The sequence below is a fragment of the Streptomyces sp. NPDC001941 genome (genome assembly GCF_040296945.1).
Lineage (GTDB): Bacteria > Actinomycetota > Actinomycetes > Streptomycetales > Streptomycetaceae > Streptomyces.
Window position 1 is genome coordinate 21,753 of record NZ_JBEOYE010000032.1, and the last position, 14,704, is coordinate 36,456.

General features: G+C 73.7%; 11 protein-coding genes. 5 read left to right on the forward strand and 6 right to left on the reverse strand.

The window, feature by feature from the left end:
* Window positions 1–2 precede the first annotated feature (2 nt).
* Together ABT160_RS21915 and ABT160_RS21920 are read left to right on the forward strand one after the other, a co-directional pair.
* Window positions 3–1,211 carry an LLM class flavin-dependent oxidoreductase gene (locus ABT160_RS21915; RefSeq protein WP_351649392.1) on the forward strand — a complete coding sequence of 403 codons (1,209 nt, stop codon included), beginning with the start codon at window positions 3–5 and terminating at the stop codon, window positions 1,209–1,211.
* Between the two features lie 328 nt (window positions 1,212–1,539).
* The gene (locus tag ABT160_RS21920; protein WP_351649393.1) at window positions 1,540–2,769 is read left to right on the forward strand and encodes an NAD(P)/FAD-dependent oxidoreductase; all 1,230 of its coding nucleotides are present in this window, start codon (window positions 1,540–1,542) and stop codon (window positions 2,767–2,769) included.
* 95 nt (window positions 2,770–2,864) lie between these two features.
* Here the strand turns inward: ABT160_RS21920 and ABT160_RS21925 are convergent, their stop codons facing one another.
* From ABT160_RS21925 to ABT160_RS21935, 3 genes are all read right to left on the reverse strand, one after another.
* Window positions 2,865–3,368, reverse strand: coding sequence for a hypothetical protein (locus ABT160_RS21925; RefSeq protein ID WP_351649394.1), 504 nt, complete (start codon window positions 3,366–3,368; stop codon window positions 2,865–2,867).
* A gap of 275 nt (window positions 3,369–3,643) precedes the next feature.
* Window positions 3,644–4,066, reverse strand: coding sequence for a hypothetical protein (locus ABT160_RS21930; protein WP_351649395.1), 423 nt, complete (start codon window positions 4,064–4,066; stop codon window positions 3,644–3,646).
* Window positions 4,063–4,782 (reverse strand): hypothetical protein, encoded by a 720-nt coding sequence (locus tag ABT160_RS21935; protein ID WP_351649396.1) that lies wholly within the window; start codon window positions 4,780–4,782, stop codon window positions 4,063–4,065. The genes ABT160_RS21930 and ABT160_RS21935 overlap by 4 nt, the downstream gene beginning before the upstream one ends.
* Before the next feature lie 214 nt (window positions 4,783–4,996).
* Here ABT160_RS21935 and ABT160_RS21940 point away from each other — a divergent pair, with 214 nt between their 5' ends.
* Window positions 4,997–6,085: an NAD(P)-binding domain-containing protein gene (locus tag ABT160_RS21940; protein ID WP_351649397.1), complete on the forward strand. Its 1,089-nt coding sequence runs from the start codon at window positions 4,997–4,999 to the stop codon at window positions 6,083–6,085.
* A gap of 17 nt (window positions 6,086–6,102) precedes the next feature.
* Here ABT160_RS21940 and mltG read toward each other — a convergent pair whose 3' ends face one another.
* Together mltG and ABT160_RS21950 are read right to left on the reverse strand one after the other, a co-directional pair.
* Window positions 6,103–6,933 carry an endolytic transglycosylase MltG gene (gene mltG, locus ABT160_RS21945; protein ID WP_351649398.1) on the reverse strand — a complete coding sequence of 277 codons (831 nt, stop codon included), beginning with the start codon at window positions 6,931–6,933 and terminating at the stop codon, window positions 6,103–6,105.
* Between the two features lie 452 nt (window positions 6,934–7,385).
* The gene (locus ABT160_RS21950) at window positions 7,386–9,209 is read right to left on the reverse strand and encodes an ABC transporter ATP-binding protein (RefSeq protein ID WP_351649399.1); all 1,824 of its coding nucleotides are present in this window, start codon (window positions 9,207–9,209) and stop codon (window positions 7,386–7,388) included.
* Window positions 9,210–9,333: 124 nt separating this feature from the next.
* On the opposite strand from ABT160_RS21950, the gene ABT160_RS21955 reads away from it, so the two are divergent.
* Window positions 9,334–9,834: a MarR family winged helix-turn-helix transcriptional regulator gene (locus ABT160_RS21955; protein ID WP_351649400.1), complete on the forward strand. Its 501-nt coding sequence runs from the start codon at window positions 9,334–9,336 to the stop codon at window positions 9,832–9,834.
* 32 nt (window positions 9,835–9,866) lie between these two features.
* Window positions 9,867–12,794, forward strand: a complete 2,928-nt coding sequence (locus tag ABT160_RS21960; RefSeq protein ID WP_351649401.1) for an FAD-binding and (Fe-S)-binding domain-containing protein — start codon at window positions 9,867–9,869, stop codon at window positions 12,792–12,794.
* Window positions 12,795–12,896: 102 nt separating this feature from the next.
* On the opposite strand, the gene ABT160_RS21965 is transcribed toward ABT160_RS21960, so the two are convergent.
* On the reverse strand, window positions 12,897–14,522 hold the full coding sequence (locus ABT160_RS21965) for a peptide-N4-asparagine amidase (protein WP_351649402.1): 1,626 nt from the start codon (window positions 14,520–14,522) through the stop codon (window positions 12,897–12,899).
* Window positions 14,523–14,704 lie beyond the last annotated feature (182 nt).

Below are 14,704 nucleotides of genomic sequence, written 5' to 3' on the forward strand. Positions count from 1 at the left end.
CGATGACCGTCCACCTGCACTGGTTCCTGCCCACCGGCGGTGACGGCCGTACGCTGGTCGACCGCCACGCCTACACCGACGGCGGGATCACCCGGGGCCGCGCCGCCACCGGGGTGCGCGCGCCCGACATCGAGTATCTGGCGCAAATAGCCAAGGCGGCCGAGCAGTTGGGCTTCGAGGCGGTGCTCACGCCGACCGGCACGTGGTGCGAGGACGCCTGGCTGACGACGGTGGCGCTGGCGCAGCACACCGAGCGGCTGAAGTTCCTGGTGGCGTTCCGGCCGGGGGTGATCTCGCCGACACTGGCGGCGCAGATGGCGGCGACGTACCAGCGGATCACGCGCGGGCGGCTGCTGCTCAACGTGGTGACCGGCGGCGACTCGGCGGAGCAGCGGCGCTTCGGCGACCACCTGGACCACGACCGGCGCTACGCGCGCACGGACGAGTTCCTCTCGGTGGTACGGGGGGTGTGGAGCGGGCGGCCGTACGACTTCGACGGCGAGCACTACCGGATCGACGGCGGGCTGACCGCGCTGCCGCCGGACCCGCTGCCGGAGGTCTTCTTCGGCGGCTCGTCCCCGGCGGCGGGTCCGGTGGCGGCGGCGCACGCCGATGTGTACCTGACCTGGGGCGAGCCGCCGCAGCAGGTGCGGGAGAAGATCGAGTGGATCCGGCGGCTCGCCGAGGAGCGGGGCCGCACGGTGCGGTTCGGCATCCGGCTGCACACACTGTCGCGGGACTCCTCGGCGGAGGCGTGGGCGACGGCCGCCCGGCTGCTCGACGACCTGGACGCGGAGACGGTCGCGGCGGCGCAACAGGCGCTGGGCCGGAGCGAGTCGGTGGGCCAGCAGCGCATGCTCGCGCTGCACCAGGGGGGCACGCTCGACCGCTCGGCCCTGGAGATCTCGCCGAACCTGTGGGCGGGCGTCGGTCTGGTACGGGGCGGTGCGGGCACCGCGCTCGTGGGCAGCCACGCGGAGGTCGCGGACCGGATCGAGGAGTACCACGCCCTGGGGGTGGAGCACTTCGTGCTGTCGGGCTATCCGCACCTGGAGGAGGCGTACTGGTTCGGCGAGGGGGTGCGGCCGGAGCTGGCGCGGCGCGGCCTGCTGCCGGCCCTGGCGTCCCCGCTGACGGGCGTCCCGGCGGCGAACGGCCGCCCGGCTTCGGCTCCGGGCGGGGCACCGCTGCTGGTGGGGGGTGGCCGGTAGGACCTGTCCGGTCGATCATGCCGGCATCGGTGCCGGGTGCCTTCTGGTTCTGCTGAGCGGTGGCTGGTGCGTGCGATCGCAAGGCGGAGGAGGGAAGCGGTGGGGTCTCCCCTGCTCGAGCGAAGCCGAGAGCTTGGGGAAGGAGCGTTGTTGACCGACGAGAACGCCGCGAGCGTGCGTGCCAGGCGCCGCGGCCCAGGCGTGATCGACCGGACAGGTCCTCAAGGTCTCCGCGGACCCGTGGACGTGGGGTGGGGCGGGAGGGGAGGGTGGGACCGGGTTCCTCCGGTGGGACCCGGGTTCCCCTCCCGTGACAGGAAGGCTCTCGATGGCCCCGCGCGACGCCCGCACCTCCCCCGCCGAGTCACCCGTGGACCCCTCGGGCGCTCAACTCCCTGCCAGTGCCCAGGTCGTGGTCATCGGGGGCGGTGTCATCGGCGCCGCCATCGCGTTCCACCTGGCGGAGGCGGGTGTGCGGGACGTCCTGCTGCTCGAACGGGACGCTCCGGCGTCGGGTTCCTCGGGCAAGCCGGTCGGCGGGGTGCGGGCCCAGTTCTCGGACCCGCTCAACATCGCGCTGGGGCAGCGGAGTCTGCGGGCGTGGCGGGACTTCCGGGAGCGGCCGGGCGCGGACGTCGGCCTGGACCCGGTGGGCTACCTGTTCCTGCTCGGCGACGAGGAGGCGGTGGAGACGTTCCGCGACGGCGTACGGACGCAGAACGCGCTGGGCGTGCCGAGCCGGATCATCACGCCGGCCGAGGCGGCCGGGCTGTGCCCGTACGTGGATCCGTCGTCGCTGGCCGCCGCCGCGTACTCGCCCGAGGACGGGCACGCCCTGCCGGGGGCGGCGGTGCTCGGCTACCTGCGGGCGGCGCGAGCGCTGGGGGCCCGGGTGCGCACCGGGTGCGCGGTGACGGGCATCGAGACCAGCGGGGGCGCGGTGCGGGCGGTGCGCACGACGGCGGGGAGCGTCCGCACGGGCGCGGTGGTGTGCGCGGCGGGCGCCTGGTCGGCGGCGGTGGGCGAGATGGCGGGCGTGACGCTGCCGGTGGTGCCGCTGCGGCGGCAGATCGCGCTGACGGGCCCGCTGCGCCCGGCGCCGCCGCGAATACCGTTCACCATCGACTACGGGTCGACGCTGTACTTCCACGGGGACGGTGCGGGCGGCCTGGTCCTCGGCCTGTCCGACGAACGCCAACAGCCGGGTTTCGGGCGCGATTTCAGCACGGAGTGGCTGGAACCGTTCCGCGAGGCGGCCCGGCTGCGGGCGCCCGCGCTCGCGGACCTCGACCCGGTGGGCGGCTGGGCGGGGCTGTACGAGGTGACGCCGGACCGCAACGCGCTGATCGGCGAGGCCCCGTCGGTGGGGCGCTTCCTGTACGCGACGGGCTTCTCCGGCCACGGCTTCCTCCAGGCGCCCGCGGTGGGCGAGGTGGTGCGGGACCTGTTCCTGGGGCGGGAGCCGTTCACGGACGTGTCGGCGTTCTCCGCGGGGCGGTTCGCCGAGGGGGCGGCGGAGGCCGTGGGAGGGGCGCGGCCCGAGGCGCACATCATCTGAGGGCGGAGACCGGGCCGGGGCCGGGGCCGAGGCCAAGGCCGGCAGTCCGGCAGTCCGGGCCGCAGCGGCCGGAAACCGGGGTCCGGTACCGCTGTTCAGCGCTTCAGCTTGACCATGACGGCCGCCCGGGCGATGCCCACGGCCATCCGGACGTCGGCGAGCTTCGCGGCTTGTTCGCGGGTGTGGCGCAGGCCTTCGCCGACGGACTTCTTCCTGGCGAAGGCCCGGTTCAGGCGCCGGGAGCACTCTTCGCTGATCGCCGCATGCTCGTACGCCCCGCCCGTCGCGACGACAGCGGCGAGCGGCAGTGCGGGAAAGCGCGCCTGGCCGTCCCGGATGGCGTTCAGGAGGTCGGCGAACGTCGCGAGGTCGGCCTTCGTCACGGTCCTTCCGGCCAGCCTGCCGCATTCCAGGCCGAGTTCTCCCAGCACGGTGTCCACGTCCTTGAGGAGCCTCGCCCGGTTGTCGAGCCGGCGCAGGACGAGGTTGACGACGAGCGCGATGAGGACGCAGATCGTCGCGGTGAGCGAGGTGAGGGTGAACGTCCCGTCGAATCCGCCGTCGGTGGCGGGGGCCTCGGCCGCGGCGAGGCTCTCCACCTGGGGGCGAAGGGCGCGGCACCACGGGGGCGGGGCAAAGGGAGGCAAGAGAAAGGAAAAGATCACGGATCGTCCTCACCGGTACAGGAACCCATCGGATTGCGCAGGGAATCGATCACTTCGCCTGTGTCGCGTGCTCCGAGTGGGACTGTCGCCGTTGGCTCTTTCGTCGTCTTGTCGTTTTGTCGAAACACCGGGCGCGGGAAGGGTCTTCGGCCGCTCAGCGTGTTCCACGGGCTCGCAATCCCGGAAGACGCTGGGCGGTCCCCCTCCCGTCAGTCGAGCGGATGGCGCCGCACGAGCCGGGCGATGGCCCCGTGGCGGTTCCGCCACGCCACGCGGCCGATCACCGACTTGCGGATGTCGTTGGACGCCGCGTACGCCGATGCGGCGAGGGTGGCCAGTTGGAAGAGGACGACTTCGCGCATCCCCCAGACGAGCAGCAGCGAGGTGCTCGCGGCCAGGTTGCAGGTGAGCGCCGTGGCGGTGACGGCCGGTCCGGGCACCTTCGCCACCCGGCGCCGGGTGCGCTCCTTGTGGGCCAGCCGGGTGGCACGGGCCAGCGGGAACAGGTCCCCGCCGTCGGCGCGCTGCGGCGGGCTGTCGTGCGCGGTGCGCGACGCGCCACGCGCGGGAGTGCGGCGCAGGCAGGTGCCGCCTTCGCCGTCTGCCGTGCCGCAGGCGAGTACGTCTGTCATCCTTCGCTCCTGTTCACTCGGGTGCTTCCCATCGGCGCCGGGGACCGGCGGGGAGCGCCGGGCGCCTCTTCCCCGGCTTCCTCGGCGGTGTCGCTTCCGTCCGGTCCGCGGCCGCCGAGGCGCTCCACCAGCCAGACCATCGCCTCGCGCGAGATCCCTGCCCCCGCCATCCCGGACCAGAGGTCTCGGGCGAGCTCGGCGACGCGCCCCTCCGACACCCCCATGAGCCGCGCGGTCACGTCCCGCGACGTGCCGGTGACGCATTCCAGGTGGAAGCAGACGCGCTGCTGCCCCTCGGGGCCGTCCAGGCCTTCCACGTGCCGGATCCCCTGGGCGACGGCTGCACGCAGGCGCCGGTGGGACCAGCCCTTGAGCGGGTGCCCGCGCGACTGTTCGCGGACCCACGGGGCGTGGATCCGCTCCAGGTCCTGCAGGTGGAGTCGCTTGGGACCGGGAGGGGCCATGAGATCCGCGAGCCTGAGCCGGAGCCGCTCCTCCACGTCACGCAGGAACGAAGCCGTCGACCACCGTCCGGTCAGGCCGTTCAGGTGTACCGCAGCCGCCTCGTCGACGAGTTCCAGGAACCCCGGGACCAGGGGCACGTGCTGGGAGTAGATCTCCATGATCCTGACCTCCAGCCAGACCTCGTCGGAGGGTGGCTCGGTGAGGGTCTTCCATGACATCGACACGTGGCGCTCCCGAAGTGTCTGCCGCACGCCATGCGTCCTGGCGTTGAGCCGACGCTACTCAGGCGCCCGTCGGCCGCACGGTGGCGTACTCACCGCTTGGAGTTCGCCGTACGTGCAGCTCAGAGGGCGTTTCGCACGAGCGGAAGGTTCCCCGGCGCGGAGAAAGACGCTCATCACACTTATGCCGCGCCCCCTCTCCCGCCCCGGGAAGATCCCCACCCCCCGCACGGTTGGTAGAACCGTGAACGATTTCGGGGTGCAGAACGTGGACGTGGACGTCGTCGTCATCGGCGCCGGGCAGGCCGGGCTCTCCGCCGCCCACCACCTGCGGCGGACGGGGCTCGTGCCGGAGCGGGACTTCGTGGTGCTCGACCATGCGCCGCGGGCCGGCGGGGCGTGGCAGTTCCGGTGGCCGTCGCTGACGTACGGCAAGGTCCACGGGATGCACGCGCTGCCCGGGATGGAGCTGACCGGGGCCGACCCGGCGCGGCCGTCCTCGGAGGTGATCGGGGAGTACTTCACGGCGTACGAGGAACGCTTCGGCCTGCGGGTGCACCGGCCGGTCGACGTGAGCGCGGTGCGCGAGGGCGAGGGCGGGCGGCTGCTCGTGGAGAGCTCGGAGGGCACCTACGCGGCGCGGGCGCTGATCAACGCGACCGGCACCTGGGACCGGCCCTTCTGGCCGCGCTATCCGGGGCAGGAGACGTTCCGCGGGCGGCAGCTGCACACGGCGGACTACCCCGGGCCGGAGGCCTTCGCGGGCCTGCGGGTGGTCGTGGTGGGCGGTGGGGCGTCGGGGACGCAGCACCTGATGGAGATCGGCGGTGTCGCGGCGGCCACGACCTGGGTGACGCGCCGGGAGCCGGTGTTCCGCGAGGGGCCGTTCGGCGAGGTGGAGGGCCGCGAGGCGGTGGCGAGGGTGGAGGAGCGGGTGCGCCGGGGGCTGCCGCCGCTGAGCGTGGTCAGCGTCACCGGGCTGCCGCTCAACGACGATGTCCGGGCCGCGCTGGCGAGCGGCGTGCTGGACCGGCGGCCGATGTTCGACCGGATCACCCCGACCGGGGTCGCCTGGGCCGACGGGCAGCACGTGGACGCGGACGTGATCCTGTGGGCGACCGGCTTCCGGGCGGCGATCGACCACTTGGCGCCACTGCGGCTGCGGGCGCCGGGCGGCGGCATCCAGCTGGAGGGCACGCGCGCGGTGCGCGACGAGCGCGTCCACCTGGTGGGGTACGGGCCTTCGGCCTCGACGATCGGCGCCAACCGGGCGGGGCGGGCGGCGGTCGCCGAGGTCCGGCGGCTGCTGCGGCGCGAGCCGGTCGCCGTCTGAGGGACGGACGCCGGGGCTCAGGCGCCCTTGCGGTGGCGGTTGAACTCCTCGACGTTGCGGCGCTGTTCCTCGTACGAAGCGGTGAAGCGGGTGTCCCCCGGCTTCACCGTGACGAAGTACAGCCAGTCACCCGGTGTGGGGGTGACGGCCGCCTTCATGGCCTGCTCGCCGGGGTTGTCGATGGGGGTGGGCGGCAGGCCCTTGCGCGCGTAGGTGTTGTACGGGCTGTCCGTGCGGGTGTCCTGGTGGGTGGTGTCCAGGGTGGAGCGGCCGAGGGCGTAGTTGATGGTGGAGTCCATCTGCAGCGGCATGTCCCGGGCGAGCCGGTTGTGGACGACCCGGGCGACCTTGCCCATGTCCTCGGCGGTGTCGGCCTCGGCCTGGACGATGCTGGCGATGGTGACGGTCTCGTAGGTGCTCAGACCGTGGCGCTGGGCGCCCGCCGTGATCCGGTCGGTGCCGAACCGCTTGCCCGCCGTCCGCGCCATGTAGCCGAGCAGGTCCTGCGGGGTGGTGTCCGCCGCGAAGGGGTACGTGGCGGGGAAGAGGAAGCCCTCGGGGTTGCCCTTGGCGGCGTCGGGCAGTCGCAGCGCGGTGCCGTCGGCGGTGGCGGCCTCGCGGGTGGTGCCCTCGGGGAGGTCGAGGGCCTGGTCGACGGCCGTGTACACCTGGGAGGCGCGCCAGCCCTCGGGGATCAGCAGGGTCTTCGTGTCCGCGGGCGTCTCGCCCAGGAGCGGGACCGCGACGGCGGTCGCGGCGGCCAGCGTGCTCGCCATCAGGACCAGGCGGCCGCGCCGGGTCAGCCGGGTTCTGCGCCGGGGCTCCGGGTGGGGGGACTCGTTGATCATGCGCGCACGCTAACCCGGCGGAGCGCGCGGATCGGACAGCCTGCGCCGGGCGGGCACGGGCGCTACGCCGACCGGCACCGGGCATGCGAACGCACGAACGCTAGAGCGGGTGTTCCCCGGAACGTGTGGCCGTGCCACGTTTCCCGGTCGGGCCGGTGCCCGGCGCACGATGCTTGTGGTGCGCGGGCGACGGGCTGCAGACCTCGTGGCGCGCTGTCCCACATCAGCAACACGCACAAGGAGAACGCACCACCATGAACCTCATCACCAACCTGCTCGCCGGCGTCTTCCACTTCCTGGGTTGGCTGGTCTGACCGTCGCCTGACGGTCCTCGACCGGGCGCCGTCGCTCCCCGTCCCACGGGAGCGGCGGCGCCGTCGTGCGTGTGGGAGGGGGTGGCTGGGCGCGGGGTCCGGCAGGAGCTTTCAGCGTGCGGTGGGGCAGCGGGGGCTTCAGCGTGCGGTGGAGTCCGCGAGGACCGCGTCCCGGGCGACCAGGGCCGCGTACCGGCCCTCCAGGCCGAGGAGTTCCTCGTGGGTGCCGCGCTCGACGATGTGGCCCTGGTCCAGGACGACGATCTGGTCGGCGTCGCGGACGGTGGACAGGCGGTGGGCGATGGTGACGGTGGTACGGCCCACGGACAGCGCGTCGATGGCGTCCTGCACGGCCTGTTCGGTACGGGTGTCGAGGGCGCTGGTCGCCTCGTCGAGGATGAGGACCGGCGGGTCGCGCAGGATGGTGCGGGCGATGGCCAGGCGCTGCTTCTCGCCGCCGGAGAAGCGGTAGCCGCGCTCGCCGACCAGGGTGTCGTAGCCGTCGGGCAGGGACGCGATGTGGTCGTGTATCTGGGCGGCGCGGGCGGCGGCCTCGATCTCGGCGTCGGTGGCGTCCGGCTTGGCGAAGCGGAGGTTCTCGGCGACCGAGGCGTGGAAGAGGTAGGTCTCCTGGGAGACGACGCCGACCGCGCGGGCGAGGCTGTCGAAGTCGAGGTCGCGCACGTCGACGCCGTCGAGGGTGACGCGCCCTCCGGTGACGTCGTACAGCCGGGGCACCAGGTAGCTGAGGGTGGACTTGCCGGAGCCGGTGGGTCCGACGACGGCGAGGCTGCCGCCGGCGGGGACGGCGATGTCGACCTGCTCCAGCGTGTGCCCGTACTCGCGGCCGTACGCCTCGTCGTAGCTGAAGTCGACCTTCTCGAAGCGCAGTTCGCCGCGGGCCCGGTCCAGGTGCACCGGGTGCGCGGACTCGGTGATCTCCACGGGCAGGTCGAGGTACTCGAAGATGCGCTGGAACAGCGCCAGGGAGGTCTGGATCTGCACGCCGGTGGAGAGCAGGCTCACCGAGGGCCGGAACAGGCCCTGCTGGAGCGAGACGAAGGCGACCAGGGTGCCGATGGATATCGCGCCCCCGGAGGCCTGGAGGGTGAGTCCGGCGGCCCAGTAGATCATCGCGGGCATGGCGGCCATGACCAGGCCGATGGTCGACATCCGCCAGCGCCCGGCCATGGAGGCGCGCACCTCCAGGTCGACGAGGCGCTCGGACTCGTCGGCGAAGGACTTCGTGAGGGAGTCGGAGCGCCCCATGGTGCGGCCGAGCAGGATGCCGCTGACCGAGAGGGACTCGGTGACGGTGGCGGACATGGCGGCCATCTGCTTCTGGCGCTGGGTGGTGACCTGCTTGCGCTCGTTGCCCACGCGGCGGCTGATCCACACGAAGACCGGGAGCAGCAGCAGGGACACGACGGTCAGCCGCCAGTCCAGGGCGAGCATGGCGACGACGGTGGCGACCACGGCGGTGAGGTTGGAGACCAGGGAGGTCGCCGTGGAGGTGACGGTCGCCTGCATGCCGCCGATGTCGTTGGCTATCCGGGACTGGACCTCGCCGGTGCGGGTGCGCGTGAAGAAGGCGAGCGGCATCCGCTGGAGCTGGGCGTAGACCGAGGTGCGCAGGTCGTGCATGACGCGCTGGCCGACGGTGGTGCTGACGAGGGTCTGCAGGACGCCGAAGACCGTGTTCATCACGGCGGCGGCGATCATGCCGAGGGCGAGCAGCGTGAGCAGGCCGGTGCGGCCCTGCGGGATGGCGGTGTCGAGGATCTCGCGCAGCAGGAACGGCGAGGCGACGGAGACGAGGGAGGAGGCGCCGACGAGGAGCCCCACGAAGGCCAGGCGGCCGCGGTAGGGGCGGAAGAGCCGCAGGATGCGCCGGATCTCGGCGGGCGGCTGGTCGTCGGTCTTGGGCGGTGGCGTCCAGGTGGACTCGGCGTGGATACGCATGGGCTCCTTCAGGTGGGGACGGGCCCGGTGCGGGAGGGGCCGCGGGTCGGGCAGCGAACTTTTGAGAGCATAGCTCATTGTTACCTATCTTCACAATGAGCGGAGTCCTGATATCATTCCCGGCATGAGCACTCCTCCTCCCCCGGCCACCCCGGCTCCCCCCGCTCCCGCGGTCCGTCCGGCCGTGGACGCCGACGGCCTGCTGGCCGAGCAGCTGCTGCGGCTGACCCGCAGGCTGCACCGCAGCCAGAAGCGGCAGCTGGAGTCGGCCGACATCGACATCACCCCGGCGCAGTCGCGCCTGCTGCGCACCGTCTCGCACTACGAGCGGCCGCCCCGGATGGCCGACCTGGCCGCCCGCCTCGAGGTGGTCCCGCGCGCCGTGACCAGCCTGGTGGACGGCCTGGAGGCGGGCGGCCGGGTGCGCCGGGTGCCCGATCCGACCAACCGCCGGGTGGTGCGGATCGAGGTCACCGACGAGGGGCGCGCCACCCTGCGGCAGCTGCGCAGCGCGCGCCGGGCCGCCGCAGAGGACATCCTGGCTCCATTGACCGTCGAGCAGCGCGAGGTGTTCGGCGGCCTGCTGTCCGCTCTGGTCGACGGGTCGCCCGAGCGCCACTGCTGAGCCCCGCGGGCCGGGGCAGAGGGGACCACGCCATGCCGCTGATGGAGCCGAAGCCGCAGTCGCTCAGGCCGGGCGGGAGCCGCCCGGCCGCCCCCGACCGCGTCCCGGACCACCTGGCGCAGGGCACCCCCGAGCCGCTGCGCGGGGACCTCACGGCGCTGCTGGGCGACCGGAAGGTGCTGTGGAAGGTCTCGGACCTGGTGCGGTACGCGTCGGACGCCAGCCCCTACCGGTTCGTGCCGCAGGTCGTGGTGGTCGCCGAGGACGTGGCCGACGTCTCGGCGGTCCTGTCGTACGCGCGGAGCCGGGGCCGCTCGGTGGTCTTCCGGGCCGCCGGGACGAGCCTGAACGGGCAGGCGCAGGGCGAGGACATCCTGGTGGACGTGCGCCGGCACTGGGTGGGCGTGGAGGTCCTGGACGGCGGGGCCCGCGCGCGCGTGGCGCCGGGCACGACCGTGATGCGGGCCAACGCGGCGCTGGCCCGGCACGGGCGGGTGCTCGGCCCCGACCCGGCGAGCGCGATCGCCTGCACGGTCGGCGGGGTCGTCGCCAACAACGCCTCCGGCATGACGGCCGGGACCACCCGCAACTCGTACCGGACCGTCTCCTCGCTGACCGTGGTGCTGCCCGGCGGCACCGTGGTGGACACCGGCGCCCCGGACGCCGACGCCGCACTGGAGCGGGCCGAGCCGGAGCTGTGCGCGGGGCTGCTCGCGCTGAAGGCGGAGATCGAGGCGGACCCGGAGCTGACCGCCCGGATCCGCGCCAAGTACGAGATCAAGAACACCAACGGCTACCGGCTGGACGCGTTCCTGGACGGGAGCACGCCGGTGGAGGTCCTGCGCGGCCTGATGGTCGGCTCGCAGGGCACGTTCGGCTTCATCTCCGAGGTCGTCCTGGACACCCTGCCGCTGGACCGCGAGGTGTCCACGGCGCTGTTGTTCTTCCCCTCCCTGCCGGCCGCCGCGGCGGCCGTGCCGCTGTTCAACGACGCGGGCGCGCAGGCCGTGGAGCTGATGGACGGCAACACGCTGCGCGCGTCGGTGAGCGTGGCGGGCGTGCCCGCCGACTGGGCGGAGCTGCCGGGCGGGACGGCGGCGCTGCTGGTGGAGTTCCGGGCGCCGGACGAGGCGGCCCTCACGGCGTACGAGGAGCGGGCCGCGCGGGTCCTTGAGGGCCTGGAGCTGGTGGCTCCGGTGGCGTCGGTGAGCAACGCCTTCACCCGGGACGCGGGCACGATCGGCGGGTACTGGAAGGCCCGCAAGGCGTTCGTGACGGCCGTCGGCGGCTCGCGCCCTTCGGGGACGACGCTGATCACGGAGGACTTCGCGGTGCCGCCGTCGAAGCTGGCCGACGCGTGCGAGGCCCTGCTGGAGCTGCAGGAGCGGCACGGCTTCGACGCGGCCGTCGCGGGCCACGCGGCCCACGGCAACCTGCACTTCCTGCTGGCGTTCGACGCCTCGGACCCGGCGGACGTGGAGCGCTACGCGGCGTTCATGGACGAGTTCTGCGCCCTGACCGTGGAGCGCTTCGACGGGTCGCTGAAGGCGGAGCACGCCACCGGGCGGAACATCGCGCCGTTCCTGGAGCTGGAGTGGGGCCCGCGCGCCACGGACCTGATGTGGCGCCTGAAGGAGCTGGTCGACCCGGACGGGGTGCTCGCCCCGCGGGTGGTCCTGGACCGCGACCCGCGCGCGCACCTGCGGGGCCTGAAGACCATCCCGCGGGTGGAGGAGGTCGCCGACCCGTGCATCGAGTGCGGTTTCTGCGAGCCGACCTGCCCCAGCCACGACCTGACGACCACGCCGCGCCAGCGGATCGTGCTGCGCCGCGAGATGGTGCGCCAGGAGGAGGGCTCCCCGGTCCAGGACGGCCTCCTCGACGCGTACGGGTACGACGCCGTGGACACCTGCGCGGGTGACTCCACCTGCAAGCTGGCCTGCCCGGTGGGTATCGACACGGGCGCGCTGATGAAGGACTTCCGCCACCGCAGGCACTCCCCGCGCGAGGAGCGCGTCGCGGCGCTGGCCGCCGCCAACTTCCGTGCCGTGGAGGCCTCCGCGCGCCTCGCCGTGGCCGCCGCCGACCGGATCGGCGACCGGCTCCTGGAGGGCGCGACCCGGCTGGTGCGCAGGGCGGTGCGGCCCGACCTGGTGCCCGAGTGGCTGCCGGAGATCCCCGGCGCCGCCGCGCGCGCCCTGCCGCGCACCGAGCGCCGGGGGGCGGTGGCCGTGTACTACCCGGCCTGCGTGAACCGGATCTTCGGCGGCCCCGAGGGCCGTCCGGGTCCTTCGCTGCCGCAGGCGGTCGTCGCGCTGTCCGCGCGCGCGGACAGGCCGGTGTGGATCCCCGGGGACGTGCGCGGCACCTGCTGCGCCACCATCTGGCACTCCAAGGGCTATGACGCGGGGAACCGGGTGATGGCCAACCGGATCGTGGAGGCCGCCTGGGGCTGGACGGCGGGCGGCCGGCTGCCGCTGGTGGTGGACGCCTCCTCGTGCACGCTGGGCATCGCGCACGAGGTCGTGCCGTACCTCACCGACGACAACCGCGCGCTGCACGCGGAGCTCACGGTCGTCGACTCGCTGGTGTGGGCGGCGGACGAGCTGCTGCCGCGTCTGACGGTGGAGCGCACGGTGGCGTCGGCGGTGGTCCATCCGACGTGTTCCATGCGGCACTTGGGGGACGCCGAGCAGCTGACGGCGCTGGCCCGCGCGTGCGCGCGGGAGGTGCTGGTGCCGGACGACGCGGGCTGCTGCGCCTTCGCGGGCGACCGGGGCATGCTGCACAAGGAGCTCACCGCGTCGGCCACCGCGCGCGAGGCGGCCGAGGTGACCGCGCGGGACTTCGACGCGCACCTGAGCGCGAACCGGATGTGCGAGATCGGCATGGACCGCGCCACGGGCCGCAGTTACTACTCGGCGCTGCTGGAACTGGAGCGGGCGACGCGGCCCGCGTGATCCGTACGCCGTGAGCGTGCGTGCCAGGCCCCGACCGTCAGGCGGAACCGTGGAGACACGGCCTGGAGGGCCCGGACGCCGTAGGGGTCCGGGCCCCGCGGGTCAGCAGCGCGTGCGGTCTTCCGTGAGCGTGCCCTGGACGGTCCTCAGGGTGCGGTCGTAGCAGCCGGCCGAGCCGTGGGAGCGGTAGCGCTCGGCGGAGGTGCCGACGGCGTGGCGCTGGTCGCGCGGCACGTTCAGCGTCCAGGAGGCGTCACCGTCGTACCGGTCGTCCAGGTGCGACCAGGACAGGGGCGAACGGCCGCGCAGCACGGTCGAGTCGGCCCGGTCGGTGAGCGAGATCACGGTGCGCAGCAGGTCGTCGGCCCCGATGGTGATCGTTCCGTCGAGGCGGTACGTGCGCTGGGTGCGGCTGGTCGTGGCGCCCCGGGTGACGCTCTCGTCGTCGCGCCAGGTCGCGTCGAGCGCGTCGAGGTCCTCGGCCTCGGTGAAGCGGTGGGCGGAGGTGTGGGCGAGCGTCCGGGTGACGGTGGTGGTGACGCGGCCGTGCGAGGTGTCGAGGTAGCCGGCGGTGGTGAGCCGGTGTCCGGCCCGCGCGTCCAGCTCCTGCTGGGCGCCGGGGGTGTACGTGACGGAGTCGACCGGCTCGCCCTGCTCGTGGCGGGTGAGCGCGCCGGTGACGACGCGGCGGCCGTGGTCCTGCCAGAGCAGCAGGTTGGCGGGGGTGCTCCAGCCGCTGGTGCCGGGCGGGACGCCGAGGACAGAGACCTGGATCCGGTGCGGGCGTCCGTCGTTGAGGAGTGCGGCGAAGGGGGTGAGGTCGTATTCGACGGGCTTGACGTCGAAGGCGCGGGGGGCCGGGAGCACGTACCACAGGAAGGGGTTGGACCAGCCTCCGGTCCACACGTGGGGGAACGGCGAGGCGATGCCCGCCAGTCGTCCGTCGACGCTGACCTGGACCTCGCGGTTGGGCCCGCCCGGGGCCTTGCACGAGTACGCGGCGCGCTCGGGGACGGTCAGGTACCAGAACTCCTCGCAGCCGCCGCCCGATCCGGTGGCGTACACCTCGGCGACGACGCGTTCGCCGTTGCGGGGCAGGGTCACCGGGGTGGTGCCGCTGCCGTCGCCGAGGGGCAGCACCCGGTCGGGGGCGTCGGCGGCCCGGACCGCGCCGCGGGCGGTGTAGAAGGTGGCGGTGACCTTCACGTCGATGACGCCGGTGTAGGTGTCGTCGACGACGTTGCCGATGAGCATCTCGACCGGCTGGGGGCGGCGGAGGGTGTCGGCGTAGCGGGTGACGTCCTTCTCGACGTGCCAGGCGATGCCGTCGGGCGAGGGCTCGGGGGTGGAGGTGCGCAGGACTTCGACGCCGCCGACGGCGAGGTGGCCGAGCCGGTCGTACTGGCGGCCCTTGACCGTGCCGTCCAGGCGCAGCACCACCTTGCTCCAGCGGGTGCCGCAGGCGGCCGGGGGCGTGTAGGAGCCCCGGTAGGGCGTGAAGTCGCGGAACTGCGCCTGGGCGAGGGTGACGCGGCAGGACGGGGTGGCCGGTTTCGCGACGGGCGGGGCGGCGGTGAGGGGGTCGTGCCAGTCGGTGCCGAACTCGGCGGGCGGGGTGGCCGCGGCCGGGTGGCCGTTCCCCGTCGCGGCCTGGGCGGGGCCGGTGCCGAGCAGGGTACCCGCGGTCAGCGCGAGCCCGGCGAGCATGGACATGATCGGTCGTCTCATGGGCCACGAGTGAAGCGCGGGGCGCCCGCGAGCACCAGGCCGGGGTGGTGGATCTTGGCGGGTTCCGCTCGGTGGTGCCGGAAAATCGATTGCGGGCCCGCACCGCGAAAGGCGAACCTTGCGTGGTTTGAGCCAACCGGCTCGCCATGGCCGGACAGGCCCTGGTCCCCCGTCACGAGCGC

Coding starts and splice junctions, on each gene's coding strand:
- ABT160_RS21915 (WP_351649392.1), top strand. CDS start 3: ATGACCGTCCACCTGCACTGGTTCCTGCCCACCGGCGGTGACGGCCGT.
- ABT160_RS21920 (WP_351649393.1), top strand. CDS start 1,540: ATGGCCCCGCGCGACGCCCGCACCTCCCCCGCCGAGTCACCCGTGGAC.
- ABT160_RS21930 (WP_351649395.1), bottom strand. CDS start 4,066: ATGACAGACGTACTCGCCTGCGGCACGGCAGACGGCGAAGGCGGCACC.
- mltG (WP_351649398.1), bottom strand. CDS start 6,933: ATGATCAACGAGTCCCCCCACCCGGAGCCCCGGCGCAGAACCCGGCTG.
- ABT160_RS21950 (WP_351649399.1), bottom strand. CDS start 9,209: ATGCGTATCCACGCCGAGTCCACCTGGACGCCACCGCCCAAGACCGAC.
- ABT160_RS21955 (WP_351649400.1), top strand. CDS start 9,334: ATGAGCACTCCTCCTCCCCCGGCCACCCCGGCTCCCCCCGCTCCCGCG.
- ABT160_RS21960 (WP_351649401.1), top strand. CDS start 9,867: ATGCCGCTGATGGAGCCGAAGCCGCAGTCGCTCAGGCCGGGCGGGAGC.
- ABT160_RS21965 (WP_351649402.1), bottom strand. CDS start 14,522: ATGAGACGACCGATCATGTCCATGCTCGCCGGGCTCGCGCTGACCGCG.